This is a genomic window from Bradyrhizobium sp. CCBAU 53415 (assembly GCF_028128735.1).
In the GTDB taxonomy this organism is placed as follows: Bacteria; Pseudomonadota; Alphaproteobacteria; order Rhizobiales; family Xanthobacteraceae; genus Bradyrhizobium.
The window spans coordinates 435,859-461,512 of the sequence record NZ_LBJF01000025.1 but is presented as its reverse complement, the minus strand read 5'-3'; the positions used below and the strand labels follow the sequence as shown (position 1 = coordinate 461,512).

22 protein-coding genes and 1 other RNA gene are annotated in these 25,654 nt (G+C 66.2%); 8 read left to right on the top strand and 15 right to left on the bottom strand.

Annotated elements, in window-relative coordinates:
* Positions 1 to 142 precede the first annotated feature (142 nt).
* The 5 genes from XH87_RS23245 to rsmH form a co-directional block, all read right to left on the bottom strand.
* A complete protein-coding gene (locus XH87_RS23245; protein ID WP_271589034.1) occupies positions 143 to 1,525 on the bottom strand; it encodes a UDP-N-acetylmuramoyl-tripeptide--D-alanyl-D-alanine ligase in 1,383 nt (460 codons plus the stop codon).
* Complete coding sequence (locus XH87_RS23240; protein WP_271589033.1) at positions 1,522 to 2,994, bottom strand: UDP-N-acetylmuramoyl-L-alanyl-D-glutamate--2,6-diaminopimelate ligase; 1,473 nt, start codon at positions 2,992 to 2,994, stop codon at positions 1,522 to 1,524. Before XH87_RS23240 ends, XH87_RS23245 begins: the two co-directional genes overlap by 4 nt.
* 84 nt (positions 2,995 to 3,078) lie before the next feature.
* Complete coding sequence (locus XH87_RS23235; protein ID WP_271589032.1) at positions 3,079 to 4,833, bottom strand: peptidoglycan D,D-transpeptidase FtsI family protein; 1,755 nt, start codon at positions 4,831 to 4,833, stop codon at positions 3,079 to 3,081.
* Positions 4,830 to 5,222, bottom strand: coding sequence for a cell division protein FtsL (gene ftsL / locus XH87_RS23230; protein ID WP_271589031.1), 393 nt, complete (start codon positions 5,220 to 5,222; stop codon positions 4,830 to 4,832). The genes XH87_RS23235 and ftsL overlap by 4 nt, the downstream gene beginning before the upstream one ends.
* Positions 5,223 to 5,225: 3 nt before the next feature.
* Positions 5,226 to 6,215, bottom strand: a complete 990-nt coding sequence (rsmH, locus tag XH87_RS23225; protein ID WP_271589030.1) for a 16S rRNA (cytosine(1402)-N(4))-methyltransferase RsmH — start codon at positions 6,213 to 6,215, stop codon at positions 5,226 to 5,228.
* 440 nt (positions 6,216 to 6,655) lie between these two features.
* Between rsmH and XH87_RS23220 the strand changes: the two genes are divergently transcribed.
* Positions 6,656 to 7,519, top strand: coding sequence for an N-acetylmuramoyl-L-alanine amidase (locus tag XH87_RS23220; RefSeq protein WP_271589029.1), 864 nt, complete (start codon positions 6,656 to 6,658; stop codon positions 7,517 to 7,519).
* A 152-nt stretch (positions 7,520 to 7,671) separates the two neighbouring features.
* Here XH87_RS23220 and XH87_RS23215 read toward each other — a convergent pair whose 3' ends face one another.
* Entirely contained in the window at positions 7,672 to 8,904 is a 1,233-nt protein-coding gene (locus tag XH87_RS23215; protein ID WP_271589028.1) for an RNA polymerase sigma factor, read from the bottom strand.
* 150 nt (positions 8,905 to 9,054) lie between these two features.
* Complete coding sequence (locus tag XH87_RS23210; protein WP_035712396.1) at positions 9,055 to 9,408, bottom strand: YciI family protein; 354 nt, start codon at positions 9,406 to 9,408, stop codon at positions 9,055 to 9,057.
* A 150-nt stretch (positions 9,409 to 9,558) separates the two neighbouring features.
* On the opposite strand from XH87_RS23210, the gene rnpB reads away from it, so the two are divergent.
* An RNA gene (rnpB, locus tag XH87_RS23205) (RNase P RNA component class A) lies at positions 9,559 to 9,986 on the top strand.
* A 163-nt stretch (positions 9,987 to 10,149) separates the two neighbouring features.
* On the opposite strand, the gene XH87_RS23200 is transcribed toward rnpB, so the two are convergent.
* Both XH87_RS23200 and XH87_RS23195 read right to left on the bottom strand, forming a co-directional pair.
* Positions 10,150 to 10,863 carry an alpha/beta fold hydrolase gene (locus tag XH87_RS23200; protein ID WP_271589027.1) on the bottom strand — a complete coding sequence of 238 codons (714 nt, stop codon included), beginning with the start codon at positions 10,861 to 10,863 and terminating at the stop codon, positions 10,150 to 10,152.
* Positions 10,864 to 10,929: 66 nt separating this feature from the next.
* Positions 10,930 to 11,364: a DUF983 domain-containing protein gene (locus XH87_RS23195; RefSeq protein ID WP_035712413.1), complete on the bottom strand. Its 435-nt coding sequence runs from the start codon at positions 11,362 to 11,364 to the stop codon at positions 10,930 to 10,932.
* 73 nt (positions 11,365 to 11,437) lie between these two features.
* Here XH87_RS23195 and XH87_RS23190 point away from each other — a divergent pair, with 73 nt between their 5' ends.
* A complete protein-coding gene (locus XH87_RS23190; RefSeq protein ID WP_271589026.1) occupies positions 11,438 to 12,808 on the top strand; it encodes an aminotransferase-like domain-containing protein in 1,371 nt (456 codons plus the stop codon).
* A 102-nt stretch (positions 12,809 to 12,910) separates the two neighbouring features.
* Here the strand turns inward: XH87_RS23190 and XH87_RS23185 are convergent, their stop codons facing one another.
* On the bottom strand, positions 12,911 to 13,174 hold the full coding sequence (locus XH87_RS23185; protein ID WP_271589025.1) for a hypothetical protein: 264 nt from the start codon (positions 13,172 to 13,174) through the stop codon (positions 12,911 to 12,913).
* Between the two features lie 231 nt (positions 13,175 to 13,405).
* On the opposite strand from XH87_RS23185, the gene XH87_RS23180 reads away from it, so the two are divergent.
* On the top strand, positions 13,406 to 14,143 hold the full coding sequence (locus XH87_RS23180) for a sulfite exporter TauE/SafE family protein (RefSeq protein WP_442868295.1): 738 nt from the start codon (positions 13,406 to 13,408) through the stop codon (positions 14,141 to 14,143).
* 73 nt (positions 14,144 to 14,216) lie between these two features.
* On the opposite strand, the gene XH87_RS23175 is transcribed toward XH87_RS23180, so the two are convergent.
* The 3 genes from XH87_RS23175 to XH87_RS23165 all read right to left on the bottom strand — a co-directional run bounded on the left by XH87_RS23175 (position 14,217) and on the right by XH87_RS23165 (position 19,411).
* Positions 14,217 to 16,016 (bottom strand): ABC transporter ATP-binding protein, encoded by a 1,800-nt coding sequence (locus XH87_RS23175; RefSeq protein WP_271589023.1) that lies wholly within the window; start codon positions 16,014 to 16,016, stop codon positions 14,217 to 14,219.
* Between the two features lie 391 nt (positions 16,017 to 16,407).
* Entirely contained in the window at positions 16,408 to 17,994 is a 1,587-nt protein-coding gene (locus XH87_RS23170) for a DHA2 family efflux MFS transporter permease subunit (protein ID WP_158671989.1), read from the bottom strand.
* 106 nt (positions 17,995 to 18,100) lie between these two features.
* Entirely contained in the window at positions 18,101 to 19,411 is a 1,311-nt protein-coding gene (locus XH87_RS23165) for an HlyD family secretion protein (protein ID WP_035712420.1), read from the bottom strand.
* Between the two features lie 195 nt (positions 19,412 to 19,606).
* Between XH87_RS23165 and XH87_RS23160 the strand changes: the two genes are divergently transcribed.
* Together XH87_RS23160 and XH87_RS23155 are read left to right on the top strand one after the other, a co-directional pair.
* Positions 19,607 to 20,242 (top strand): TetR/AcrR family transcriptional regulator, encoded by a 636-nt coding sequence (locus XH87_RS23160; protein ID WP_271589022.1) that lies wholly within the window; start codon positions 19,607 to 19,609, stop codon positions 20,240 to 20,242.
* Positions 20,243 to 20,285: 43 nt separating this feature from the next.
* The gene (locus XH87_RS23155) at positions 20,286 to 20,624 is read left to right on the top strand and encodes a DUF6665 family protein (protein WP_035712426.1); all 339 of its coding nucleotides are present in this window, start codon (positions 20,286 to 20,288) and stop codon (positions 20,622 to 20,624) included.
* A gap of 74 nt (positions 20,625 to 20,698) precedes the next feature.
* Here the strand turns inward: XH87_RS23155 and XH87_RS23150 are convergent, their stop codons facing one another.
* Positions 20,699 to 21,904, bottom strand: a complete 1,206-nt coding sequence (locus tag XH87_RS23150) for an extensin family protein (protein ID WP_271589021.1) — start codon at positions 21,902 to 21,904, stop codon at positions 20,699 to 20,701.
* A 616-nt stretch (positions 21,905 to 22,520) separates the two neighbouring features.
* On the opposite strand from XH87_RS23150, the gene XH87_RS23145 reads away from it, so the two are divergent.
* Both XH87_RS23145 and XH87_RS23140 read left to right on the top strand, forming a co-directional pair.
* Entirely contained in the window at positions 22,521 to 23,288 is a 768-nt protein-coding gene (locus tag XH87_RS23145) for a DUF2147 domain-containing protein (protein WP_271589020.1), read from the top strand.
* 282 nt (positions 23,289 to 23,570) lie between these two features.
* Positions 23,571 to 24,935, top strand: a complete 1,365-nt coding sequence (locus XH87_RS23140) for a FecR family protein (protein ID WP_271589162.1) — start codon at positions 23,571 to 23,573, stop codon at positions 24,933 to 24,935.
* Between the two features lie 80 nt (positions 24,936 to 25,015).
* Here the strand turns inward: XH87_RS23140 and XH87_RS23135 are convergent, their stop codons facing one another.
* On the bottom strand, positions 25,016 to 25,603 hold the full coding sequence (locus XH87_RS23135; RefSeq protein WP_271589019.1) for an NUDIX hydrolase: 588 nt from the start codon (positions 25,601 to 25,603) through the stop codon (positions 25,016 to 25,018).
* Positions 25,604 to 25,654: the final 51 nt, after the last annotated feature.

The following is a 25,654-nucleotide window of genomic DNA, read 5'->3' as shown; positions in this document are numbered from 1 at the left end:
CCTTGTTCCTGGCCTTCATCTTGGCCTCAACGTGCCTCACGCGCATTCGCTGGTCTTCGTCATGGGTCGCGACCTCTTCGGAAAAATAGACGGGCTTCGCGCCGCAAAGGGTGGGATTCGGGAACAGCGCCTTCCAAGCAGTTTACGCCTTTGCCTGCAAGGCGGCCACCAGGCCCGGCACAAACTTGTTGATCCAGAACATCTTTTTGCTACCCTTGACAACCACGACATCGCCTGCCTTCAGCAGGCTCGCAACCTCGCTCGGCTTCAGCGTGACGGGATCATCGTGCCAGCCGAGGCCCTTGCCTGATGGCAGCACGTCGTAGAGGTGGCGCATCAGGGGGCCGACGCAGTAGACGCCGTCGATGCCTTCCAGATGCCTGGCGAGGCCGGTGTGATAGTGAGGTGCGTCCTCGCCCAACTCGAGCATGTCGCCGAGAACTGCGATCCGCCGTCCGTCGCTCACGTTGCGCGCCTGGAGGCTTTGCAGCGCAGCCGCCACGCTGGCGGGATTGCCGTTGAAGCTGTCGTCGATCACGGTGACATCGCCGACCGCCTGCTCGACGCCGCGGCCGGTCATGATGCCGACGCGGTCGAGCTTGATCGCGAGCGTCGCAACGTCGAGATGCGCGGCATGAACGGCGGCGAGCGCTGCCAGCGCATTATGCACCCGGTGCGGCGCGCCAGGAGTGAGGCTGAAGGCGATCTCCTTCCTGCCGATCATGGCCACCACCTGCCAGCTCTCGCCATGCGGCGCATGCGCGACCTCGTGCACCTCGGCGTGCTCGCCGCCAAAGCGCACGACCTTGCCCTTCCACTCGGGCGCCTTGATTCCAGCGGGCAGCACCAGCACCCCGCCCTCGGGCAGGCCGAGCGCGATCGACACTTTCTCGCGCCTGATAGCGTCGAGCGAGCCGAGCTTTTCCAGATGCACGGGCTGAACGTTGACGACGAGCGCGACCGTCGGCCGGGTCAATTCGCTGAGCCGCGCGATCTCGCCTTGCTGGTTCATGCCCATCTCGACGACCCAGAGACTGGCGTCGGGTCTCGCGTTGCACAGCGTCAGCGGCACGCCCCAGAAATTGTTGAAGCTGGACGGGCTCGCATAGGCGTTCGGATAGGCGGCGAGAAACTCCTTGGTGCTGGTCTTGCCCGCGCTTCCGGTGAGCCCGATCACCGGTCCGCCAAAGCGCGTGCGTGCGGCACGTGCAAGGCCCCAGAGACCGTCGATCAGCGTATCCTTCACGACGATCTGCGGAATGCGGATGCCCGCGATCTCGTGCGGCACGATCATCGCCACCGCGCCCGAAGCTTCCGCCTTGTCCGCGAACTCCCAGCCGTCGCGCGCGCTGGCGAAGGCCGAGACGAAGCCGCCGCTCGGCGTGCCGCTGAGCGCGACGAACAGGCTGCCCGGCTTCACCAGGCGGCTGTCCTGCGTGACGAAGTCGATTCCCGTGTCCGGGAATGATCCGGCAACACCAAGCGCATGCGCGACCTCGGCGACCGTCCATATTGGCGCGCTCATGCAACCCTCGATGCTAGTGCGGCGGCAACCGCCTCGTGATCACTGAAGGGCAGAACCTCTCCACCGATGATCTGCCCGGTCTCATGGCCCTTCCCGGCGATGAGCAGCGCATCGCCTTCTTCCAAGCCCTCGATCGCCACGCGGATCGCAGCCGCGCGGTCGCCGATTTCGCGGGCGCCCTTCGCGGTGGCGAGGATCGCGGCGCGGATGGCTTCCGGCTTCTCGCTGCGCGGATTGTCGTCGGTGATGATGACGCCGTCGGCGTTCGCGGCCGCGATCTCGCCCATGATCGGACGCTTGCCGGCATCGCGATCGCCGCCGGCGCCGAACACGACGACCAGCCTGCGCTGCGCATAAGGCCTCAGTGCCTGGAGCGCCTTCGCGAGCGCATCGGGCTTGTGCGCGTAATCGACGAAGATCGGCGCGCCGTTGCGCTCGCCGACGCGCTCGAGCCGGCCCTTGGCGCCTTCGAGATGTTCGAGGCCTGCAAACACGTTGGCGGCGTCGCTGCCAGTGCCGATCGCAAGGCCCGCCGACACCAGCGCGTTCTCGATCTGGAATTCGCCGACCAGCGGCAGCCGGATCGCATGGAGCCTGCCGCGATGTTCGACCGTCAGCTTCTGCGAGAAACCTTCGACCACGGCCTCGGTGAGGCGGATGCCCTCGCCTGCTCCATCGCCGTTGCGGCCCACCGCCATCACGCGCAGGCCGCGCGACTTCGCCGCATCGATTGCTTCCGCCGAGCAATCATGATCGGCCGAGATCACTGCGGCGCCGCCCGGCGGCACCAGTTCGCGGAACAGGCGAAGCTTCGCCGCAAGATAATGCGCGACGGTCGGATGATAGTCCATGTGGTCGCGCGACAGGTTGGTGAAGCCGCCGGCCGAGACGCGCACTCCGTCGAGGCGATACTGGTCGAGCCCGTGCGAGGAGGCCTCGAAGGCGAGATGCGTGACGCCCTCGCATGCGATATCATCGATCTGCCGGTGCAGCGCGATCGGATCCGGCGTCGTCAGCGAGCCGTAGACGGTGCGCTTGGGCGAGACGAGGCCGATGGTGCCGATGCTGGCGGCGGCATGCCCCAGCCGCTCCCAGATCTGGCGCGTGAACGCCGCGACCGAGGTCTTGCCGCTGGTGCCGGTCACGGCGGCGATCGTGGCGGGCTGCGCCGGGAAGAATCTTGCCGCAGCCAGCGCCAGCGCGCGGCGCGGATTGGCGACCGCGATGAACGGCACCTGGCAGGCCGCGGGCGCATGGTCGCCGACGACGGCGACCGCGCCGGCCGCAACTGCGGCATCGATGAAGCGGACACCATCGGTCTTGCTGCCCGCGAGCGCAAAGAACAGGTCGCCCGGCTTGACCACGCGGCTGTCGAGCGCAAGGCCGCTCGCGTCGAGCGCAGCAACAGCGGGCGCGATCGCGGCATCATCGCCCAGAATATCCTGACCCAAGAGGTCGCGCAGCTTCATGGTCTTCCAGTCGACATGCCCTGCCGGAAAGCCGAATCCCTTGGAAAATCCCGACTCGGCACCGGCGATGGCCCACCCGGTTGATTACTGGGTTGTCCTGGATGCTGCAAGAATAAGGCGCTCGGACGGCGGCAGGTCAAACCGCGGCTCGACGCCCAGAAGCGGCGCGATCCGCTCGATCACCTTGCCCCCGGTCGGCACCGCGTTCCAGCCCGAGGTGATGAAACCATGCGTCTCCGGCAGTGCCTGCGGCTCGTCCAGCATGATCAGAACGTGATATTTGGGATCGTCGCACGGCAGGATGGCGGTGAACGAGTTGAGCACGCGCTTCTTGGCGTAACGCCCGTTGATGACCTTTTCCGAGGTGCCGGTCTTGCCACCGACGTAGTAGCCCTTGACGTCGGCTGTTTTGGCGGTGCCGATTTCGGCATTGAGCCTCATCAGATACCGCATCTTGTCGCTGGTCTCCGGCTTGATGACGCGCTTGGCCAGCACCGCGGCTTCCTCCGGGCTGCGCTTCATGAAGGTCGGCGGAATCAAATAGCCGCCGTTGACCAGCGCGTTGATGCCCATCACCGCCTGTAGCGGCGCCACGGAGAGCCCTTGTCCGAACGCCGCGGTCACCGTGTTCAGTTCACTCCAGCGGCGCGGGATCAACGGCGCCGCGCTCTCCGGCAGCTCGGTGCGCAGCCGCGTGAGCTGACCCATCTTGGCGAGGAACGCCTTGTGCGCTTCCACGCCCTGGCCGAGCGCGATCCGCGCCGCGCCGATGTTGGAGGAGTAGGTGAACACTTCCTTGGTGTTGATGAAACGCCCGAGCGGATGACTGTCGTGAATCGTGAACTTGCCGTAGTGGAGGTTACCGCGTGCGTCCCACATCGAGTTCAGATTGATCTTGCCGGAATCGAGCGCCATCGCCAGCGTGAACGCCTTGAAGGTCGAGCCCATCTCGTAGACGCCGGTGGTCAGGCGGTTGATGCGATCGGGGTCGTGCGCTTCCTTCGGATTGTTGGGATCGAAGTCCGGAAGCGAGACCATCGCCACGATCTCACCGGTCTTGACGTTGGAGACGATGCCGGAGGCGGCCTTGGCGTGGAACTTGTCCTTGGCCTTCAACAGCTCGTCGCGCAGCGCATGCTCGACGCGCAGATCGACCGAGAGCTCGATCGGCTTTTGCAGCCGGTCGGTGGCAAAGCCGGCGCGATGGAGATCGGCGAGCCCCTGGTTGTCGAGCCACTTCTCGAGGCCGGCGATGCCCTGGTTGTCGATGTTGACGAGACCGATGAGATGGGCGACCTCGTTGCCGGTCGGATAGACGCGCTTGTTCTCGCGCAGGAAGCCGATGCCGGGAATGCCGAGCTTGTGGATGGCCTGCTGCTGCGCCGGCGTGACCTCGCGCTTGAGCCAGGCGAAGCCCTTGCGCGACTTCAGGCGCTCGCGCACCTCGGCCTCGTCGAGGTCGGGAATGGTCGCGGTCAGCAGCTCGATCGCCTCGTCCTTGTCGATGATGCGGCGCGGCTCGCCGAACAGGCTCGCCGCCTTGACGTCGGTCGCGAGGATCGCGCCGTTGCGGTCGACGATGTCGGGCCGCGCGGTCGCAACCACCTCCTGCGCCGCGGCGCGGCGCGCGCTGTGGGCGTCGGCGCCGATCGCGAACATCACGAGCCGGCCGCCGATCAGGGCGTAGACCGAAGCGAAGGCGAGCATGGCGAGGCCCACGCGTGCGCGCGCCTTTGCGGCGCGATCGACATTGCGCCCATAGAGCAGGCTGCGGATCAGCCGCTGCCGCCAGGGTTCGATTGGTCTTGCAGCTGGTTTTGCAGGCGTCGCCGGGCTCATTGCTTGTCCTCGGGCTGAGGCACGGAGCCCGTCACCGTGTCGGGGTCGCTCGCGGCTTCGATGGCGTTGAGCATGGCCCCGATCGGATCGGGCTCGCCCGGCCTGAACATCCGCGGCGGGCGCTCCGGCAAATTCTTCAGCGAATCATATTGCGTGCCGTTGACCGGCTTGAGGTGCAGATGCCGGTCGGACAGTCCTTGCAGACGCAAGGGCGCATCGAGCTTGGCCCATTCGGCGCGCAGCGAGGCGATCGCATCGCGCTGTTCGCGGATCTCCGCATGCAGCCGCAGCACCTTCTCGGTGCGCGCGGTGGAGTCCATCTTGATCCGGTAGACATGGGCCGCCGCGAAGATCAGCGCACCGATGACGAGGAGGTGGATGATGCGCATGCGCTAGCCGCCCCTAATCACGTCGGAGAGTTTTGGCCAGGACGATGCCTCATCGATCTCATGTGCCGGCGCCGAGGTGCGCTCGGCGGCACGCAGCTTCGCGGAGCGCGCGCGCGGATTGCGCCCGACTTCGTCTTCGCCGGCGACGACCGGCCGCCGCGTCAGCAGCTGGAAGCTCGGCGGACTTTGCGCGACTTCCGGCAGATGCCGCGAACCGCCGCCCGTCTTGGAGCGCTCGGAGAGGAAATTCTTGACGATGCGGTCTTCCAGCGAATGGAACGAGACGACGACGAGGCGACCGCCGGGCTTGAGCACGCGCTCGGCCGCAGCGAGCGCCGTCTGCAGTTCCTCGAGCTCCTCGTTGACGAAGATGCGCAGCGCCTGGAACGTCCGCGTCGCCGGGTGAATCTCGCCGGGCTTCGATCGCACGACCCTGCCGACGAGATCGGCGAGCGCGCGCGTGGTCCTGAACGGGGTTTCCTGCCGGTCCGCCACGATGGCGCGGGCGATGCGGCGCGAATGCCGCTCCTCGCCGAAGAGATAGATGATGTCGGCGAGATCGCCTTCGGAGGCGCGCGCGACGACGTCCGCCGCAGTCGGGCCTGTCTGTCCCATCCGCATGTCGAGCGGACCGTCGAGACGGAAGGAGAAGCCGCGGCCGGCCTGGTCGAGCTGCATCGAGGACACGCCGACGTCCATCACGACGCCATCGATCGCCTCGACGCCTTGCGCCGCGCAGACCTCGGCAAGGTTGGAGAAGCGGTCCTCGACCAGCATCAGCCGGCCTGCGGAGCCTTCGGCCAGCTCGGCACCGCCGGCAATCGCGGTGCGGTCGCGATCAATGGCGATGAGTCGGGTTCCCGGCACGTCCAGGATCGCGCGGCTATACCCGCCGGCACCAAAAGTGGCGTCGACGTAGACGCCACCCTCGCGCGGGGCGAGATGCGCGATGGCCTCACGGCCAAGAACGGGGATATGCGGAGCCGAGCTCATGCGAGACGCCAGCCGACCGCCCAGCCTGACATCCAAGGGAGATCGGGGAGGAGCAAGCCCATAACGCCTCGAATCATTGCGCGTCGCGGCGGTTCCACGACAAAGCCCTCGTCCTGCATGGTTACCGAGCCTGGTCGTCCCGGGCCACAAACCCAGTGTCCCCAGTGGAATTTGTCGGGCAGCCATGGGATTTCGAGCCAAAATACGCTTTGGCCGCCTCCGGACGCGGGTCGGCTCTTCATCCCTCAGTAACGGCCCTTAGCGTTAAGAAAGCGTTGCTCGGCTCGTGACAAGTGGAAAAGGTGACGAAGGGGTGATGCGTCATCCACACACATCATCAAAATGCATCCGTTAACCGCGCCGCGCGATTGCGTACGGTGGAGGGTAAAGGAATAGTAAAGAGAAGGGCTTGCCCCACTCTCCGTCCGTTTGAGCTGCTCATGCCCTCCGGTTCGTCCACACCGTCTGGATCTGATTCGAAACGTCAACGCGTTCTCCCGGTTCCCAAGACCGCGGCGAGCCTGCGGACGTTCGAACCCGACTCTTCGATCGTCTCGGACATCATCCCCTCGCCCAACTATGGCGAGCGCAACAAGGGACGGCAGCCGGACATGATCGTGCTGCACTACACCGGCATGCCCGATGTCGAGGGCGCGCTGGCACGGCTGTGCACGGCCGGCACCGAAGTCTCGGCGCATTATGTCGTGCTGGAGGACGGCCGCATCGTGCAATGCGTGCCCGAGGCCAAGCGCGCCTGGCACGCGGGCACCTCCTCCTGGGCCGGCGAGGACGACATCAACTCCTGCTCGATCGGCATCGAGATCATCAATCGCGGCCATGACTGGGGCTATCCGGAGTTCCCGCTGCGCCAGATCGCCGCCGTGATCGCGCTGTGCCGCGGCATCATGCTCCGCCGCGAGGTGCCGGCCCACCGGGTGCTCGGCCATTCCGACGTCGCGCCCGCCCGCAAGAAGGACCCCGGCGAAAAGTTTCCGTGGCATTCGCTGGCGAATTCCGGCGTCGGTCACTGGGTCACGCCCGCCCCGATCGTGCGCGGCGAGACCCTGATGCTCGGCACGATCAGCGACGCCGTGCTGAGCATGCAACAGGCGCTCGCAAGGTACGGCTACGGCGTGCCGCTCACCGGCAAATACGATGCCGCGACGATGGAAGTCGTCACCGCCTTCCAGCGCCATTTCCGCCCGGCGCGGCTGGATGGGGTCGCTGACCATTCGACGCTGTCGACATTGCAGGCGCTGCTGGCGAGCTTGCCGGCGGAAGGGACGACGGCTGCGTCGAAGTGACGGCGCAGGCCACGCAGTTCACTCGCGTGTCCCGGACGCGCGAAGCGCGAGCCGGGACCCCATCGACGACGCGGCCCGTTGCGATGAGATGAGCCCCGGCTCTGCAGCGCACCGCTGAAGTAGCGCTGCGCTGCGTCCGGGGCACGAGAGCCCTACCCCATCTCCCTCACCCTTCGCGCATAGAGCCTCCGCAACGGCGCGAGCTGCGTCGCTTCCGTCGCCGCACGATAGGCGTCGCGCGCCTCCTCCGTCCTGCCGAGCCTTCGCAACAAATCCGCGCGCACTGCGGGCAACAGCTCATAGCCGGAAAGCCCGCCGCGCGCGGTGATCGCATCGACGAGATCCAGCGCGCGTGCCGGCCCATCGACCATGGACACCGCCGCGGCGTGGTTGAGCTCGATCACCGGCGAGGGGTTGATACGCAGCAGCACCCCGTAGAGCCCGGCGATCTGCGGCCAGTCGGTCGCCTCGAAGCTTGGCGCACGCGCATGCAGCGCGGCGATCGCGGCCTGCACCACATAGGGCTGCGGCCGGCCCGGCACGCGCAGCGCATCGTCGACCAGACGAAGACCCTCGTCGATCTGCCCGCGATCCCACAGCGAACGGTCCTGCTCTTCGAGCAGCACGATGTCGCCGGCCGACGTCTCGCGCCCGGCGCGGCGCGCGTCGTGCAGCAGCATCAGGGACAGCAGGCCCTTGATGCCGGCGCGATCGGGCATCAGTCGATCGAGCAAGCGGCCGAGCCGGATGGCTTCGACGGCGAGATCGGGCCGCATCAGGTCCGTGCCCTCGGTCGCAACATAGCCCTCGGTGAAGACGAGATAGATGACGGCGAGGACGCCGTCGAGCCGCGACACCAGCGCCTCGCGCCCGGGCACTTCGTAAGGGATGCCGGCAAGCCTGATCTTCTGCTTGGCGCGGACGAGCCGCTGCGCCATCGCCTCCTCACCGACGAGGAAGGCGCGTGCCACCTGCGCCGTCGACAACCCGCACACGGTGCGCAGCGTCAGCGCGACCTGCACCTCGGGCGCGAACGCCGGATGGCAGCAGATGAAGATCAGCCGAAGCATGTCGTCGTCGAGCGTTGCCGGCGGCTCGTCGGCGGCCTGTGCGTTGAGTTCCAGCTCGTGCACCAGTTCCTGCTGCTTGCCGCGAAAGACAGCCCGGCGGCGGATGCGGTCGATCGCCTTGTGCCTGGCGACATTGACCAGCCAGGCCCGGGGATTGTCGGGGATCTCGCACGCCGCCCAGCGTTCCAGGGCGACGGCAAAGGCATCCTGAAGCGCGTCCTCGGCGAGATCGAAATCGCCGACGAGACGGATCAGCGTGGCCAGCGCGCGCCCCGCCTCGTCGCGGAAGATTTTGTCGATCTCGCTGGGGGTCATGTCACGCGGTCGCTTGACTCCACCGTCATTCCGGGGCGCGACGCAGTCGCGAACCCTGGTGCGCAATTGCGCACCTGAGAACCTCGAAGCTGTGGAGCGAGATTCCGGGGTCTCGCCTCGCGAGCCCCGGAACGTCGCGTGGAAGAATCCTCACTTCTCATACACCCAGATCGGCCGCACCTCGATCGAGCCGATGCGTGCGCTGGGAATCCGCGCCGCGATCGCGATGGCCTCGTTGAGATCCTTCGCCTCGACCAGGTAGTAACCGCCGAGCTGCTCGCGCGTTTCCGCGAATGGACCGTCGGTCGTCAGCGTCTTTCCCTCGCGCACACGCACGGTCGTTGCAGTCATGGTCGGCTGCAGGCGGTCGCCGGCCTTGAAGTTGCCGCTCTGGACGATGGATTGGGTGAAGGCCTGGTATTCGGCCAGCATCTTCTGGCTGGTCGCCGCGTCGTTCTTCGCGTATTCGACCTCGTTCTGATAGATCATCAGCAAATATTGCATTGCTTCACTCCTGTTGTACGGCTCACTCGCCGACATCCAGTCGAACGGGACACGCTCCAAACGACACCTTCAGGATAAATTATTTCGGGCGGTTCGTGCGTCGCGATATCGGCTTGACGAAACCGTCACAAATGCCACATGCGTTGTCAGTCAGTCGGCCGGACGGCCGCTCCGGCAGGTGCCGAAAGGCCGCCGGGGAGGAAAGTCCGGGCTCCCTTGACATGCGGTGCCGGATAACGTCCGGCGGGGGTGACCCCAGGGAAAGTGCCACAGAGAACGAACCGCTCCGCTTCGCCTTCGGGCTTCGCGGAGTAAGGGTGAAAAGGTGCGGTAAGAGCGCACCGCGGTTCCGGCAACGGAGCCGGCATGGCAAACCCCACCGGGAGCAAAACCGAATAGGGACGGCTTAAGCGGGCTGTTCGCGCAAGCGATAACGCCGCGGGGCGATGTCAGGCCCGCCGTCCGGGTAGGTTGCTCGAGGCCATGTGCAAACACGGTCCCAGAGGAATGGCCGTCACGTATCGGTCGCGCAAGCGGACGGTGCCCTACAGAACCCGGCTTATAGGCCGGCTGATATGCGACGAGGGGTTCGATGCCAACGCATCGGGCCCCTCACCATTTTGACGCTCCGTCATTCCCCGGCGCGCGCAGCGCGAGCCCGGAATCCATCCGTCCACAGAGTTGACGGAAGGATAGATTCCGGGCTCGCGACTTCGTCGCGCCCCGGAATGACGGCGAGAACTAGGCTACGATCTCGTTCAACAAACCCATCAACGCCTCCGGCGCCGTCACATTGGGCGCATGGCTGGCGTCGAGCTCGACATAGCGCCAGCCATGCTCGCTCTTCGCCCGCTTGGCGAACTGCCCGAACACGTCGCCCGGCGGGACGCGCGTGCAATAGATGTAGCTGCGAGGCATCGCCGGCTCGCCGTGTTCGAGCCTCAGCCTGGTCTCGAAGCACTTGATCGGCATTGGGACGCGGCGTGCACTGAGCCAGTCGAGATCGGCTTGGGGCGTGTCCGGCGGCGGCGGATTCGGCGGCATGCGATAGCCGTCGCCCGAGCTTGCTGCCGTTCGCATCTGCTCGCGGCCGCCCTCGTTGAGATCGAACAACGACTGGCCGTCGCGCGGCACGAAGGCGTCGAGATAGATCAGCTGCATCACGCGCTCGCGCGCGCGGTCCGCGACGCCCGTCGCGACCATGCCGCCATAGCTATGGCCAAGCAGCACGATGTCGCTGAGATCCTCGAAGGCGATGACGTTGAGGATGTCCTGGATGTGCGTTTCCAGATCGATCGCCGGGCTTGCGAGATGCGCGCGCTCGCCGAGCCCGGTGTAGGTCGGCGCCACCAGGCGATGGCCGGCCTGCGCCATCAGCGGATGCATCTTCTTCCAGGCCCATCCGCCGGACCACGCGCCATGACAAAGCAGGAAGGTCTTCGCGCGCGTGGCCATCGGCGTTTCCATCGGTCTTGTTGGTACGACGGAGTGTAGCGGCCGTGCGCGCGATGTAAACGCCGCTCAGGCCGCGCGCGTATCCGCCTTCGCCAGCACCGGTGCGAGCTCAACGGCCTCGCGCCGCAGCTTGCTCGCCTCGAACCCGTGCATGCCCAGCTGCCATTGCAACCCGACGATGGCGCCCTTGGTCGGTTGCAGCAGTGCGAGCGAGGCGAACAACGTCACCGGCAGCCACACCGCGAGTTGCAGCCACTCCGGCGGCGCATAGGCGGTCTCGACCGCGAGGATCGCCGGCACCACGAGATGGCCGACCACGACCATCACGAGATAGGCGGGAAAGTCGTCTGCGCGCTGGTGAAACAGCTCCTCGCCGCAATGGTCGCAGCTGTGGGCGACCTTCAGGAAACGGCCGAACAGGCGCCCTTCCCCGCAATTCGGACATTTGCCGCTGAAACCGCGCCACATCGCCTTTGCCAGAGAGACCGTCGCCATGGCCACACCTCTTCCTTTTCGTCGGCCCATACAATAGTATCTTGCATCCATACATTCAAACGTTTCTGGCCAAAATTGCATGGACTGGACCCCTACAATCTCGGAGCTGAGCGGGCCGCGCTACCAGCGCATCGTCGAGGCCATGGAGGCCGACATCGCCGCAGGGAGGCTGGTGCGCGGCCAGCAGTTGCCGACGCAGCGGGCGCTCGCCAAGGTACTCGGCGTCGACCTCACCACGGTGACGCGCGCCTACACCGAGGCGCGGCGCCGCGGCATCATGGAGGCCCGTGTCGGACTGGGCTCATTCGTGTCGGAGACCAGCGCGCGCCGCACGGTCGACCTGCCGCATCCCGTCGCGATCGATCTCTCGATGAACGTGCCGCCGCATCCGCTGGAGGCGCAGCTCGACGAGCGCATCATCGCCGGCATGGAAGCCATCCGCGCGCAATCGGGCCTGACGGCGTATCTCAACTATCAGCCGCCCGGCGGCAGCGCGCATGAGCGCGAGGTCGCGGCGCGCTGGATGCGCGCACGGGTTCCGCATGCGCGGGCCGACAGGCTCGTGATCTTTCCCGGCGCGCAAACCATCCTCTTCAACCTGCTCGCTCATCTTGCGCGGCCCGGCGACATCGTTCTGACGGAAGCCCTCACCTTCCCCGGCATCAAGGCCGCCGCGGCGCGGCTCGGCGTCAAGCTCGTCGGCGTCGCCATGGATGACGGCGGCATCCTTCCCGATGCGCTGGCAGAGGCGTGCCGCGCGCACCGGCCAAAGGCCGTCTATCTCATTCCGACGCTGCACAATCCGACCACCGCGACGCTGTCCGCCGAGCGGCGCAGCGCCATCGCAAAGATCATTGGCGATGCCGATACGATCCTGATCGAGGACGACGCCTACGGCCTGCTCGATCGCACGGCAGCGCCGATCGCCAATCTCATCCCGGAGCGGACATATCTGGCGACCACGCTGTCGAAATGCATCGCGCCGGCGCTGCGCGTCGCTTATCTCGTCACGTCCGATAGCACCGCGCAACGGGAGATGCGCGGCTACCTGCAGGCGACGGTGCAGATGCCGGCGCCGCTGATGGTCGCGCTGGTGACGCACTGGATCGAAAACGGCATTGCCGATCGCATCATCAGCGCCATTCGCAGCGAGGCGGTCGGCCGCCAGCAGCTCGCGCAACGCACGCTGAAGGGCTTTCGGTTCCTGGCCAAACCTGCAGCGCATCATCTGTGGCTGCGGCTGCCGGAGGGCCGGCCCGATCTCGCGGCACATCTCCTGCGGAACGGACTTGCCGTTGTCTCCGGCGATGCCTTCACGGTCGACGGGGCACCGCCGCATGCGGCGCGCGTCTCGCTGGGGGCGGCACGGAACAGATCGGAATTGACGGAAGCACTGCGCATCCTGATCGGCGCGCTGCAGAAGCCTGCCGACACCAGGCAGATCGTCTAAAGCATGATCCGGAAAAGTGCGCAGCGGTTTTCCGAAAAGATCATGCTTAAACAACAACCTAAAGCGCGATGACGGTTCATCCTGATCGCATCGCGCGTTAGATCATCGACGATGACGGCGATGGCCGGAGCGCACCACCGGTGCCACAGGTGGCGGATAGGCCTGCGATGCAAACGCATCGCCCGGCGATCCCTGCCGACCGAGAGCCGCACGCGCCGCAGGCGTGAGCTGGCCGCCATTCAGCACATCGCGGTCGGGATGAGCGGCCTGATAGGCCGCAGGCTCGGAAAACTGTGCCTGGGCCATCGTCGGCGTCAACGCCACCGCGAACAGCGCGGCTGCAACGGCAATCTCGGTGCGGGTCATGGTCATTCTCCATCATCGCATTCAGGACTGACCGATCCGAGCGCATGATCGTCGGGCGGCCCCAGGATTGGGGTACGGCCATCATGTAGGCGTGTCTTCCGCGAAAGCCCGACGCGGCAGATCACGCTTGCGTGCAGCGTGGATTGACCGGCACGGCAGCAGGCATGTTATGCGAGCGATGGCGATCGGCAATTCGGGATCGCCCCTTGCGACGGGGATAATCTGTTGGGAATGCTCACCTATGTCCTGCTGCTGTTCGGCGCGCTGGCCGGCGGCTTCGTCTCGGGACTGGCCGGATTCGGCACGGCGCTGATGGCGCTCGGCATCTGGCTCTACGTTCTGCCGCCCTCGCTCGCGGTACCCCTGGTGCTGATCTGCTCGGTGATTGCGCAGACTTCGACGCTGCCCTCGATGTGGAAGAGCTTTGATCTCTCGCTGGTCTGGCCCTTCCTGATCGGCGGACTGCTCGGCGTGCCGCTCGGGACCACGATGGTCGCCTCCGCCGATCCAAAGGTATTCAAGCTGAGCGTCGGCGTGCTGCTGCTGATCTTTTCGACGGCCCTCTATCTGAACAAGCGGCCGCTCGCGATCAAGTTCGGCGGCAGGATCGCCGACGGAGCGATCGGCTTTGCCGGCGGCATTCTTGGCGGCCTCGCCGGGCTGTCGGGGCCGCTGCCGATCCTGTGGGCCAACATCCGCGGCTGGAACAAGCACGAGCGGCGCGGCATCTTCCAGCTCTTCAATTTCACGGTGCTCGCCACCGCGCTGGTGCTGCAGACGGCGTCGGGCCTGGTCGAACTGCAAGTGGTGTGGCTCGCACTGGTCGCCTTTCCGGGCACGCTGATCGGCGCATGGGCGGGCGCGCGGGTCTATCACGCGCTGAGCGACAAGCATTTCGGCGACGTCGTGCTCGGCCTTCTCTTCCTCTCGGGCCTCGGCCTGGTCTGGAACAGCCTCGGCACACAATAGGCGCTCCTCGCGAGCGACATGCGGACGGCGAAGCGACGGGGTCGCATTGCACGTCCGTACGTCAGCCGCCGCCTCATTCCGCTGCTGCGATGTGCCCGAGCTCTACCACCTGTCGCTCGAACAGGCCGCGATAGATGCCCCCTCGCTTGGCTGCGAGCACGGCATGCGTGCCTTGCTCGACGATCTCGCCGCGGTCGAACACCAGGATGCGATCGAGGCTCATCACCGTCGACAGGCGATGCGCGATCACGATCGAGGTGCGGCCCCTCATCAGTCGCTCCATCGCCTCCTGGATCAGCGCCTCCGATTCCGAATCCAGACTCGAGGTCGCCTCGTCCAGGATCAGCACCGGCGCGTCCGCCAGGAAGGCGCGCGCCAGCGCCACGCGCTGCCGCTCGCCGCCCGACAGCTTGACGCCGCGCTCGCCGACCAGCGTGCCGTAGCCCTTCGGCAGGCGCAGGATGAAGTCGTGCGCGTTGGCAAGCCGCGCCGCCTGCTCGATCGCTTCAAAGCTGGCGCCGGGTCGGCCATAGGCGATGTTCTCCGCAAGCGTGCGGTGGAACAGGATCGGCTCCTGCTGCACGATCGCGATCTGGCTGCGCAGCGATTGCTGCGTGGCGTGCGCGATGTTCTGTCCGTCGATCAGCACGCGGCCACCGGTGACGTCGTAGAGCCGCTGCACCAGCTTGACGAAGGTGGTCTTGCCGGAGCCGGAGCGGCCGACCAGACCGACGCGTTCGCCGGCGCGGATCTTGACAGACAAGCCGTCGTACAGCGGCGCGCGATGACCGCCATAGTGAAACGTGACGTCGTCGAACACGATCTCGCCGCCCTCGATCGCGATCGGCCGCGCATCCGCAGCATCGGCGATTCCGATCGGCTCGTCATGGATCGCCACCAGTTCGTCCATGTCGTTGACCGAACGCTGGAGGTTGTTGATGTGCATGCCGACATCGCGCAGATAGGCATGGATGACGTAGTAGCTCGTCAGCACATAGGTGACGTCGCCGGGCGAGGCGTGACCTGACATCCACAGCAGCACCGATCCGCCGATCACGGACGCGCGCAGGCACAGCAGCAAGGACAGCTGCGACATGGCGGTGTAGTTGTAGCGAAACCAGGTCCGCCGCACGCGCACGCGCCAGCGGTTGACGACGCGGGCGAGCCGCGTGTCCTCGCGCGCTTCGGCGCCGAAGGATTTCACCACGGCATTGCAGGTCAGCGCGTCCGCCAGCGTGCCTCCGACCTTGGTGTCCCAGGCATTGGAGACGCGCGCCGCCGGCGCGATGTAGCGGGTCGAGAGCACCACCGTGATCGTGACGTAGAAGATCGCCCCGAGCGCGATCACCAGGCCGAGCGAGGCCCAGTGCACGCCGATCAGGATCATCGAGCCGACCAGCACCAGCAGCGACGGCGCCAGAGCCATCAGGATGGTGTCGTTGAGCAGGTCGAGCGCCCACATTCCGCGGGTGATCTTGCGCACCGTGGAACCGGCAAAGGAGTTCGCATGCCAATCGGTCGAGAAGCGCTGCACGCGCATGAATGCGTCCTGCGCGACGTCGGACATGATCTTCAGCGTGAACGGCACGATCGCCTGGAGACCTGCGAGCCGCAGCACCATCGAGGCCGCGCCCAGCGCCACGATGGCGCCGAATGCGACAAGTGCGGCGTGGCGCGCATCGGGATCGGACGGACCGCGTGTCAGCGCATCGATCAGATGCCCCGAAAACACCGGCATGAACAGGTCGGCGACGGTCGCGCCCAGCAGGCCGCCGGCCACGACGAGGCCGCGCCCCGGCTGCTTCAGCCAGTGCTTGAACACGAAGGGCAACACCACGCGGATCGCGGCGGGCTTCTTTGACAGAGCGGTCATGGCATCCTCCGGCCGCTCGCGCAGGCCGGCTCCATTGATGGACGCAAGTCGGCCGGAGGCGGCAACGGCGTCACGCAAGACTGATTTTGACTTGGGAAGTGAGGCGATCGGGACGCTCGGTCGAAACCTTGGCCCAATCGAAGCTGGCGGAGGAGGCCTCTAACAGGCCGCGTACATACCGAGCCGGGACATCATCGAGCGCGGGCGTACGATCTGCGAATGCGACGAAATCATGCAAATCCCTCCCGGTTCGATTGAATGAGGTGCGCTTTATAGATGTGCCGCCGGCGATTTGCAACGGGGCTCGCGCGAGATCACGCACGAGTGTTGCAAATTGGTGCGCGACGTCTTGGTGCGCGTCGCCGCCGCTCCACTCTTCGCTGTCATGCCCTCAATGCGCGTCGCCGGCAGCGCCGAACGGCGAGGCCGGCTTGTTCAGCAGCGCGACCAGCAGACTGAGGCCGAGATAGAACAGCGTCAGCATCAGGAAAGCGTCGCCGAAACTCATCACCACGGCCTGCCGGTGCACGATCTGGCTGAGCTGCTTCATCGCCATCAGCGTGGAATCGCCGAGCCCCTGGAACTTCTGCACGAGCATGTTGAGGGTTTCGGTCGCGGTCGCGTTGCCCCAGGTCACGCGTTCCTGGAGGCGGGTGATGTGCAGGTCGGTGCGGTCGTTGAGCACGGTGTTGATGACGGCAAGGCCCACCGCGCCGCCGAGATTGCGCATCAGGTTGAACAGGCCGCTCGCGTTCTTCACCAGGTCAGGCGCCAGCGTGCCGAGTGCGACGTTGTTGGTCGGCACCATCGCGAACATCATGCCGATGCCGCGCAGGATCTGCGGCACCAGCAGCTCGTAGAAATCGTAATCGCGGGTGATCCAGGTCATCTGGTAGGAGCCGATCGCGAACACGATGAGGCCGAACGCGATCATGTAGCGCATGTCGAGCTTGGCCATGAGCCGGCCGACCAGCGGGGCGACCAGGAACATGGTGATGCCGGAGACGAACATGGTCTCACCGATCATCAGCGCGCTGTAGCCCCGCACCTCGGCGAGATAGCGCGGATAGATGTAGGTCAGGCCATAGAGGCCGATGCCGATGCAGAATTGCAGCGTGCATCCGACGGCGAAGTTGCGATCGGAGAAGGTGCGCAGATTGACGATCGGCTCGGCCGCCGTGAACACGCGCCAGAAGAACGCGATCGCCGAGATCGCGCAGATCCCGGCGCAGATCGCGACCGAGGTATCCTGCATCCATTCATATTGCGGGCCTTCCTCCAGCACATATTCCAGCGTGCCGAGGAAGCCGGCCATGAACAAGAGGCCCCACCAGTCGAAGCGGTCGAGCAATTCGAAATGCGGCTCGTCGAAATCGACCAGCGCCAGCACGCCCAGGGTGATGCCGATGCCGGGCACGACGTTGATGAAGAACAGCCAGTTCCACGACATCAGGTCAGTGATGTAGCCCCCGACCGTCGGCCCGATGGTCGGGGCCAGCGTCGCGACGAGACCGATGATCGGACCGACGATGTGGAATTTCGTCCGCGGAAAGACGGTGTAGGCCGAGGCAAACACCGTCGGAATCATGCCGGCGCCGAGAAAGCCCTGAAGCGCGCGCCACAGGATCATCTCCTCGATCGTCGTGGCGAAGCCGCAGAGCAGGCTCGAGGCGGTGAAGCCGGCCGCCGAGATCGCGAACAGCAGCCGCGTGCCGAAGGCGCGCGACAGGAAGCCCGACAGCGGGATCGCGATCACCTCGGCGATCAGATAGGCGGTCTGGACCCAGGAGACTTCGCTGGAGCTCGCCGACAGCCCGGCCTGGATTTCGCTCAAGGAGGCCGAGACGATCTGGATGTCCAGGATCGACATGAACATCCCGAACACCATGATGATGAACGCGAACAGCCGCTTCGGCGCGATGCGCTCCTCAGCGGCGGCCGCCATCATGTCAGGTGAAGCGGTGGTGGCGTTGGCCATGGTGTCAGCTCGGGCTGGAGCGGCGGGCTCTTACCTCTCCCGCGAGCGGGAGAGGGAGCGCAGCTGCAGTCGGAACTGGGGTGTCGCGACTCATGAGCGATCGATCCTACTGCGGATGCACCGTGGGATCGTCGAGATCGACCTCGCTGTCGGCGTCGGCGGCGCCCTTGTTGGTGTCGACGGTCGCATAGACCGACATGCCGGCGCGTAGCAGGTTCTGCTTCGCCACCGACTTCGGCACGCGGATGCGGACCGGCACGCGCTGCACGATCTTGGTGAAATTGCCGGTCGCGTTGTCCGGCGGCAGCAGCGTGAACACCGAGCCCGCGCCCGCCGCGATGCTGTCGACGAGGCCGGAGAACTTGCGCATGCCGTAGGCGTCGACCTTGATCGTCACCGGCTGGCCGGGACGGATGCGCTTGAGCTGCGTTTCCTTGAAATTCGCGTCGATATAGACGTCGTCGAGCGGCACGATGTTGCCGAGGCGCTGGCCGACCGCGACGAAATCGCCGGCATTGACCAGGCGGTTGGAGAACATGCCGTTGACCGGCGCGCGCACCGCGGTGAAGCCGAGGTCGCGCTCGGCCTTGGCGAGCGAGGTCTTGAGCTCGGCGAGCTGGGCCTGTGCTTCGGCCTGCTGCGCTTTGGCGACATCGACATTGCTGACGGCGACGTCGTAGGCGGCCTGCGCGCCCTTGACCGCGGCGGCGCCCTGGTCGCGTCCGGCTTCCGAGCTCTCGAAGGTGGCGCGCGAGGCGAAGCCCTTGCTGCTCAGCGCCTGCTGGCGCTCGTAGTCCAGATCGGCGCGCTTGAGGCCTGCCTCGGCGGAGACGAGTTGCGCCTTGGCCTGCGCGACCTGGCTGTCGAGCGCGGCGACCTGGCGGCCGATGCGATCGATGGTGGCCTGCTGGGTCGCGATCCTGGTCGCAGCAGCTTCGACCGCGATCTTGTAGTCGCCGTCGTCGATGCGGAAAACGATGTCGCCGGCACGGACCGGCGTGTTGTCGCCGACGAGAATCGAGGAGATGTGGCCGGCAACGCGCGCGCCGAGCATGGTGTTGTTGGCACGGACATAGGCATCGTCCGTGGAAATGTAGAAGCGGCCGACCAGCGTGTAATAGCCGGCATAGCCCGCAACAGCGAGCGCGAGGAGGACGCCGACGCCCATCAGGACGAATTTGCGCTTGCCGGATTTGGGCGCACCGGCGGCGGGCGCGCCTGGCGCGGGTGCGGTGGGCCTGTCGGTCACGGGCTTCTCTGGCGCCTCCGGCGTCGGACGCTTGGTTTCCTCGGCCACATGAGCGCGCAACTGCTCGGCATGGGGTAGGGATGTCTCGGACGCAGCATCGACGCCCGACTGCTCCTCCACCGCTTCGTGGCGAAGGACGCGAGCTGTCTGGTCTCTCGATATGGCCATAAAGGCCTCCCCAAAATAAAGTGCGACCAACGGCGGCCGCTGCGCAGCCGGTTCCTCTCGCTGATCCCAAATATCATTGACCGAACGGTTCGGTCAATATAAACGATCTTCCCGGCAGAACCCTACAGTCTCGAATCCTTCATTCGGTTTGCATGGCCCTGATCGGATCCAAAAACCTTCCGAGACCCTAAACCAATGGTTGTAGTTGCCAACGAACATCCGCAGGTCGTCCGGGAGGAGGACAGCTCCAAGCGCCGCCAGATCCTGGACGGTGCCCGAAAGGTGTTCATGGACCTCGGTTTCGACGGCGCCAGCATGGGCGAGATCGCGCGCGCCGCCCAGGTGTCCAAGGGCACGCTCTACGTCTACTTCGCCGACAAATGCGCGCTGTTCGAAGCCATCCTCGAACAGGAGGCGCTCCAGTACGGTCAGGTCGTGTTCAATTTCGATCCTGCGCGGGATGCCGAAACCACGCTGAAGGAGTTCGGCCGGGCCTACATCCAACTGCTCTGCCGGCCCGGCGGCGGATCGGCGATCCGCACCGTGATGGCGATCGCCGAGCGCATGCCCGATGTCGGTCGCCGCTATTATGCGCGCGTGCTGGACAAGAGCATCAACCGTCTCTCCGACTATCTCAAAGCCCACGTCGCCTCCGGCGATCTGGATATCGACGATTGCGCCCTTGCCGCATCCCAGTTCATGGAGCTGTGCAAAGCCTCGCTGTTCCTGCCCTTCGTGTTCCAGGCCGCGCCTGCGCCGTCGGAACAGCGCATGACCAAGGTGGTCGACAGCGCAACGCGGATGTTCCTCGCAGCCTACAAGACGAAGTAGCAGCGCGTTGCGCATAGGGGACGGGCGGCCCTATATTGCGGCCATGCCTCGTGATCTTCGCCCGCCGGTCGATATCCTCCACTACGAGATCGTCCAGGAACAGGCCTCGGCGCTTGGACGGATGGGCCGCGCACTCGAACAGAGCCTCACGCGGTTGCGCGAATTCGACGCCGCCCACGCTCCCTCGGACGTGCCGAGCTCGATGCGACCGGCCAGGCGCAAGCTGGTGATGGAAGCCGGCCACGCGCTCTGGATGTTCGTGGTCCAGCGTGAGGCGTCCGGCTTGCGCGACAGCCGCCACATCATGCGCACCTACAACGTCCCCGGCGAGGTGCAGCAATGCATGGGGCTGGCCCCTGCGCCGTCGAAGCCGGCCTCGTAGATCGTAGCCCGCATGAGCGCAGCGACATGCGGGAAGACTGCCGCGGCTGCGATCATCCGAGCTACAAAGGAAGGCTACTCGTCGGCGTACTCGTCTTCTTCGTGCTTGCGCGCCATGCTCCTGCGCGCGCCCAGCGAGCCGGTGACGGAGGGATCGCGCGCACTCGCATAAGGGCCGCGCGACTGCGCGCGCGCGGCGACCTCCTCGCCGGAGACGGCGGCCGGCTGGCAGATCAGTCGGCGGCTGGCGCGCCGCATCAGGTCGACGTGAATGTGATCGTAGTGAAAGACATTCGAGCCCGGCGCGAGCACGGTGGTGAAATGCGCGCACGCTCCCGATTGCACGTCGCGAAGAAATCCCTGCTCCTCGGGCATGCCGCGCCAGCCGCCCTTCACGGTGACGCGGCGGCCGTCGGCCAGCACGAAGGCGGAGATGTCGAGCGCGTTGCCGAAGGCGTGCTCGGAGATGTGAGCGCGCGAGTTGCCATTCATGCCGCGGCAGGAATAGGCGGAGATCTGCCTGATCTCGGCGACGCGGACGCCGAACCAGCGCATCGCCGAAGGCTGCACGGTGTCGGCGAGCCAGCGGTCGAGCTCGGACACGATTGGGCAGGCGAGAGTTGCCGTCGGCTTGATCGCGACGGGACCGACGGTCGTGACGGGATTGCCCTGCGCAGGGCCAAGACGCGGCAGCGCCTGCTGCGCGGGCGCCTGCGAGTAAGGCGCTGGCCGTGCCGGATAGCTCGGTGCATTCATGTAGCGCGCCGCACCCGCGGCATCGGTGCCGTCGGGCGGCAGGTCGATCTCGTCCTCCTGCGCCGCCACGCCGGGCGCGTTCAGCGATATCGGTCCGGTCGAGGGGCCATAGCCGCCGGGCTGGCGCACCGCGCTCTGGGGATAGTTCGAGCCTTGCGGATAAGTCGTTGCCGGATCATTCTGGCTCTGCGGATAATTCGATCGCGGGTGCGTCACCGGCCAACGCGGCTGGCCGCCGATGCTGGCCGGCGGGCGCAGCGCCTCGTCGGCAAAGCCATAGCTGCTCGAGGGTTCTCCGATGGCGGCGACCTTGAGCGGAAATTCGGCACCGCACATGCCCGGCCCGGAGATCGGATCGATGCGGACGAGATCCGGCCCCTCCTTCACCGCGCCCGATTTCAGGCATGCGGCTTCCGCCTCGGCCCGCCACGGTTCGCGTTCGGCCTGGAAGAAGCCGCGACCGCAACCCGCTAGCGAAACAAGGACGATGGAGCCGACGAGATACAAACGAACTCCGCGCGTCATGCACGCACGTTCGGTGAATTTACTTAAAGACTCTTCAACACGTTGATTTCAGCCTTCTTTAACCATGCCAGCCGGCGCACGCCCGGATGCACGGAGCCCGATCGACAGCAAGCCTGACTTTTTCGGAAGCAGACTCTCTGTTAACCATGATGCTCGCGCGCAAAGCGGCGCGCCTGGAGAGAGCGACCTCATGACGTTCGCCGGCAGATTGAGCGTTGTCGCCGCCTACCTCGCCATGGCCTTCGTCGGCGCCATCGTGCTCGGCGTGATCTAGAGGCCTCGGTCCACCACATCGAACGCTGCCACGCTGCCGTTCCCCCTTCTCGCCCCGAGGGGAAGGTGGCACAGGCGGGCTTTGGCCGCCGTTCCTGGGAACGCCGACTGCCAGCGTGCGATCAATATGCGAAGGAGCAAGCCGCGGCATCGGCGTCCGGCCCAGTGTCGCGACGACCTCATGCAGAAGAACGGGACCTGAATGTGCGCTGCCTCACCCGGACTGGCTCGCCCGTCGTGATGCTCATCACAGAACGCCTGCCCACGCCGGCGTAGGGTCGAACCACGTTTCATTGATCAGCGACATCAATCCAAACGGGACCACGCAACTTCGGAGGTTGTCATGAGCAAGCTCTCCATCGCCGCCACCGCGCTCTTCCTCGCTTCGACTGCCGCCGCACATGCCGGCAATTCGATCTCGTTCCAGATCGAGGGTCAGCACATCCGCATCGAGACGCCGCGCAACTGCGCCTCGCTCAATTGCGTGACCATCGTCGCGCCGGGCCTGTCGGACAAGCCGATCAAGCTGAACGACATCAACCTCAAGGGCCTTGGTGGTTCCAAGGACGATGACGCCGACACCACGCCGGCTCCCGCGACCACGACGGCGCAGCCGGCTCCGGTGCAGCAGCAGCCCGTGCCGCAGGCGCCGGTGCAGGCGGCAGCGCCCGCCGCCCCGGCCGCGACTGTTGCCGCCGCTCCGTCCGTCGGCGTCGACAGTACGCAGCCTGCTCCCGCCGCTGCTGCTCCCGTTGCCGCGCCTGCTCCCGTCGTTGCCACTCCCGCGCCGGCCCCGGCTCCTGTTGCCGCCGCGCCCGTGGCGGCGCCGAACTCGCCGATCGGCCTGTGGGCGACCGAAGGCAACAAGGGCAATGTCCGCGTCGAGCAGTGCGGCGCCAATCTCTGCGGTTACGCCGAGAAGACCAATGCGCGCATTCTGATCAACATGAGGCCCGACGGCTCGAAGTGGAGCGGCCGCATCCACGATCCCGACTCCGGCCGCAACTACGACTCGACCATCGCGATGAAGGGTCCGAATGCGATGCGCGTGCAGGGCTGCGCCTTCGGCGGCATGTTCTGCGGCGGCCAGACCTGGAAGCGCGTGAGCTGATATTACCGCCGTCATCCCGGGGCGATGCGAAGCATCGAACTATGGTGCGCAATTGCGCACCTGAGGATCTCGCACCGCAGACACCCACTCCAATTTCGAGATTCCGGGTTCGCGACTTCGTCGCGCCCCGAAATGACGAGCAAGGAGACGCCACATTCTGGGCGAACGTGCCTTTCAAGCGCCCTTTCCCCTGCGAAACATGTTCATCCGCCATTCAGCCAAACCCGGCTGATATCGGCCGATCTCGCCTCGCGTTCTCACCGGAACTTCCCCGTGACTTCATTGGTGGCTTGGCGCCGCTTCGCGTTCGCGCTTGCCCTGCTGGCCTTGCCGCTGGCAGGCAGCAGCGTGGCGCGTGCGTCCGATACCGTGGAGCTTGCACAGGCACAGCCGATACCCGCCCCGTCCCCGACGCCGGCGGCCTCACCGACACCGTCCGCAGACGCACAGCCCGCCGCCGTCGAGCCGATCGGCAACGTCGCGACGGTGACGGGGATCGCGACCGTGATCCGCGACAGGAATTCCTATCCGCTGCGCGTGCGCGACGACATCTATCTCAACGACATCGTGCAGACCTCGTCGAACTCCTCGCTCGGCATCACCTTCAACGATGCGTCCACGTTCAATCTCTCGGCCAGCGCCAGGATCACCATCGACAATTACGTCTACGAGGACGGCGGCAGGCAGAACGCCGCGATCTTCGACGTCGGCAAAGGCACGGTTGCCTTCGTGGCGGCAGCGGTGGCGAAGACCGGCGACATGAAGATCACGACGCCGACCGCGACGCTCGGCATCCGCGGCACCACCGGGGTGGTCGAGGTGCCCGAAGGCGCGGCTGCGAACAGGGCGAGCAACGTCAACATCAAGCTTTACCCCGACGCCGATGGCCGGGTCGGCCATATCGACGTCGACGACCGCAGCAGCGGCGCGCGGCTCGGCGCGCTGACGCAGGCTTCGAGCGGCTTTGCCATCCGGCCTGACGCAAGCGGCGCCGGCGGCGTCATGCGCTTTGCCGCGGTACCGATCGCCATTCCGGCGCAGCAGATCGCGCGCGACCGCGGCTTCGTCAGCCAGGTGCATCTGGCGCAAGCCACGGGCCGGCGGATCGTCACCGAGCAGCGCGACTTCCGTCGCGCCAACCCGACCGCGAACCCACGCATTCCTCGGCCGGCCCAGCAGCCGCAATTGCGGCCGGCCGCGCCGGGTCAGCAACCGCAGCGACCGAACGGTCAACCCGGTCAGAACGACCGTCCGGGTCAGCAGCAGCCGGGCACGCCGGGCCGGCAAGGCGCGCAGCAGCCGCCGCAGCGGCAGGGACAAGGTCAGCAAGGCGGCGCGGTGCAGCCGGGCACACCGCGTGCGGGCCAAGGACTGCAACAAGGGCGACAGCGAGGCCGGCAACAGGATCAGCCGCAGCGCGGTGGGCAGCTTCACCCCGGAGGAATCGTGCCGCCGCAACCGGGCGGAACGCAGCAAGCGGGCCCGCAGCCGCAACTGCCGCGCGCCGGCATGCAGCCGGGCCAGCCGCCCGCGGTTCAACCGCTCGGCATGCAGCGCCCCGGCGGATTCCAGCAGCGCCTCCCCGCCGCACAACGCCCTGCAGCGCCGCGCAAACCGCCGCCCGCTCCGAAGAAGGAGCGCCGGTGACGCCTTGGTGGGAGCGAGACCCGCCCAACCGCATGAACTCGCGGATGTATCCTCGAGTACAGGCGGGATGCGACCAGACCTCACGCCTCGCCGCGCAACCAGGCCTTCACTTTCTGCAACAGGCCGTGCCGCAGCTCGTCGACGGAAGCTGCTTCCGCGGGTGTCAGCGTCCGCAACGCTGCATCGATATCATCGTTCGCTAATGCCGACGCCCGCTCGGGAATGTGCGTCGGCGACGGCACGGATGCAGCCGCCAGCCCCGCCGCCGCAAGCGCGATCGGGCCAACCTGGTTGAGGAACGCGCGCTCGTATTCACGCGACAGCCGCCCGATCGCATCGTCCAGCGTCAGCCAGTCGACCGCCTTGATGTCGTTCATCAGTTTGCGGACCGGCCCGCCGTCGGCCTCCATCCGCCAGAAATGCACGACCTTGGAGCGTCCGCCGGACTGATAAACGAGCGTGCCCAGAAATTCGTGCACGGCAACGTCGTGGCCGGTCTCCTCCAGCACCTCGCGGTGCGCGGCTTCCTTCGGCGTCTCGCCGTCGTCGAGCTTGCCCTTGGGCAGAACCCATTCGTTGCGCTTGCGCTGGCGCACGACCGCAATCAGCGGCGCAGAGCCACGCCGCAGCACAATACCACCCGCCGCCATCACCGGCGCCCGCGCCATTATTCACATCCAGATCGTTATCCCCGGAAGACGATATAGGCAGCGGGCACG

Coding starts and splice junctions, on each gene's coding strand:
- XH87_RS23245 (WP_271589034.1), bottom strand. CDS start 1,525: ATGAGCGCGCCAATATGGACGGTCGCCGAGGTCGCGCATGCGCTTGGT.
- XH87_RS23240 (WP_271589033.1), bottom strand. CDS start 2,994: ATGAAGCTGCGCGACCTCTTGGGTCAGGATATTCTGGGCGATGATGCC.
- XH87_RS23235 (WP_271589032.1), bottom strand. CDS start 4,833: ATGAGCCCGGCGACGCCTGCAAAACCAGCTGCAAGACCAATCGAACCC.
- ftsL (WP_271589031.1), bottom strand. CDS start 5,222: ATGCGCATCATCCACCTCCTCGTCATCGGTGCGCTGATCTTCGCGGCG.
- rsmH (WP_271589030.1), bottom strand. CDS start 6,215: ATGAGCTCGGCTCCGCATATCCCCGTTCTTGGCCGTGAGGCCATCGCG.
- XH87_RS23220 (WP_271589029.1), top strand. CDS start 6,656: ATGCCCTCCGGTTCGTCCACACCGTCTGGATCTGATTCGAAACGTCAA.
- XH87_RS23215 (WP_271589028.1), bottom strand. CDS start 8,904: ATGACCCCCAGCGAGATCGACAAAATCTTCCGCGACGAGGCGGGGCGC.
- XH87_RS23210 (WP_035712396.1), bottom strand. CDS start 9,408: ATGCAATATTTGCTGATGATCTATCAGAACGAGGTCGAATACGCGAAG.
- XH87_RS23200 (WP_271589027.1), bottom strand. CDS start 10,863: ATGGCCACGCGCGCGAAGACCTTCCTGCTTTGTCATGGCGCGTGGTCC.
- XH87_RS23190 (WP_271589026.1), top strand. CDS start 11,438: ATGGACTGGACCCCTACAATCTCGGAGCTGAGCGGGCCGCGCTACCAG.
- XH87_RS23185 (WP_271589025.1), bottom strand. CDS start 13,174: ATGACCCGCACCGAGATTGCCGTTGCAGCCGCGCTGTTCGCGGTGGCG.
- XH87_RS23180 (WP_442868295.1), top strand. CDS start 13,406: ATGCTCACCTATGTCCTGCTGCTGTTCGGCGCGCTGGCCGGCGGCTTC.
- XH87_RS23175 (WP_271589023.1), bottom strand. CDS start 16,016: ATGACCGCTCTGTCAAAGAAGCCCGCCGCGATCCGCGTGGTGTTGCCC.
- XH87_RS23170 (WP_158671989.1), bottom strand. CDS start 17,994: ATGGCCAACGCCACCACCGCTTCACCTGACATGATGGCGGCCGCCGCT.
- XH87_RS23165 (WP_035712420.1), bottom strand. CDS start 19,411: ATGGCCATATCGAGAGACCAGACAGCTCGCGTCCTTCGCCACGAAGCG.
- XH87_RS23160 (WP_271589022.1), top strand. CDS start 19,607: ATGGTTGTAGTTGCCAACGAACATCCGCAGGTCGTCCGGGAGGAGGAC.
- XH87_RS23155 (WP_035712426.1), top strand. CDS start 20,286: ATGCCTCGTGATCTTCGCCCGCCGGTCGATATCCTCCACTACGAGATC.
- XH87_RS23150 (WP_271589021.1), bottom strand. CDS start 21,904: ATGACGCGCGGAGTTCGTTTGTATCTCGTCGGCTCCATCGTCCTTGTT.
- XH87_RS23145 (WP_271589020.1), top strand. CDS start 22,521: ATGAGCAAGCTCTCCATCGCCGCCACCGCGCTCTTCCTCGCTTCGACT.
- XH87_RS23135 (WP_271589019.1), bottom strand. CDS start 25,603: ATGGCGCGGGCGCCGGTGATGGCGGCGGGTGGTATTGTGCTGCGGCGT.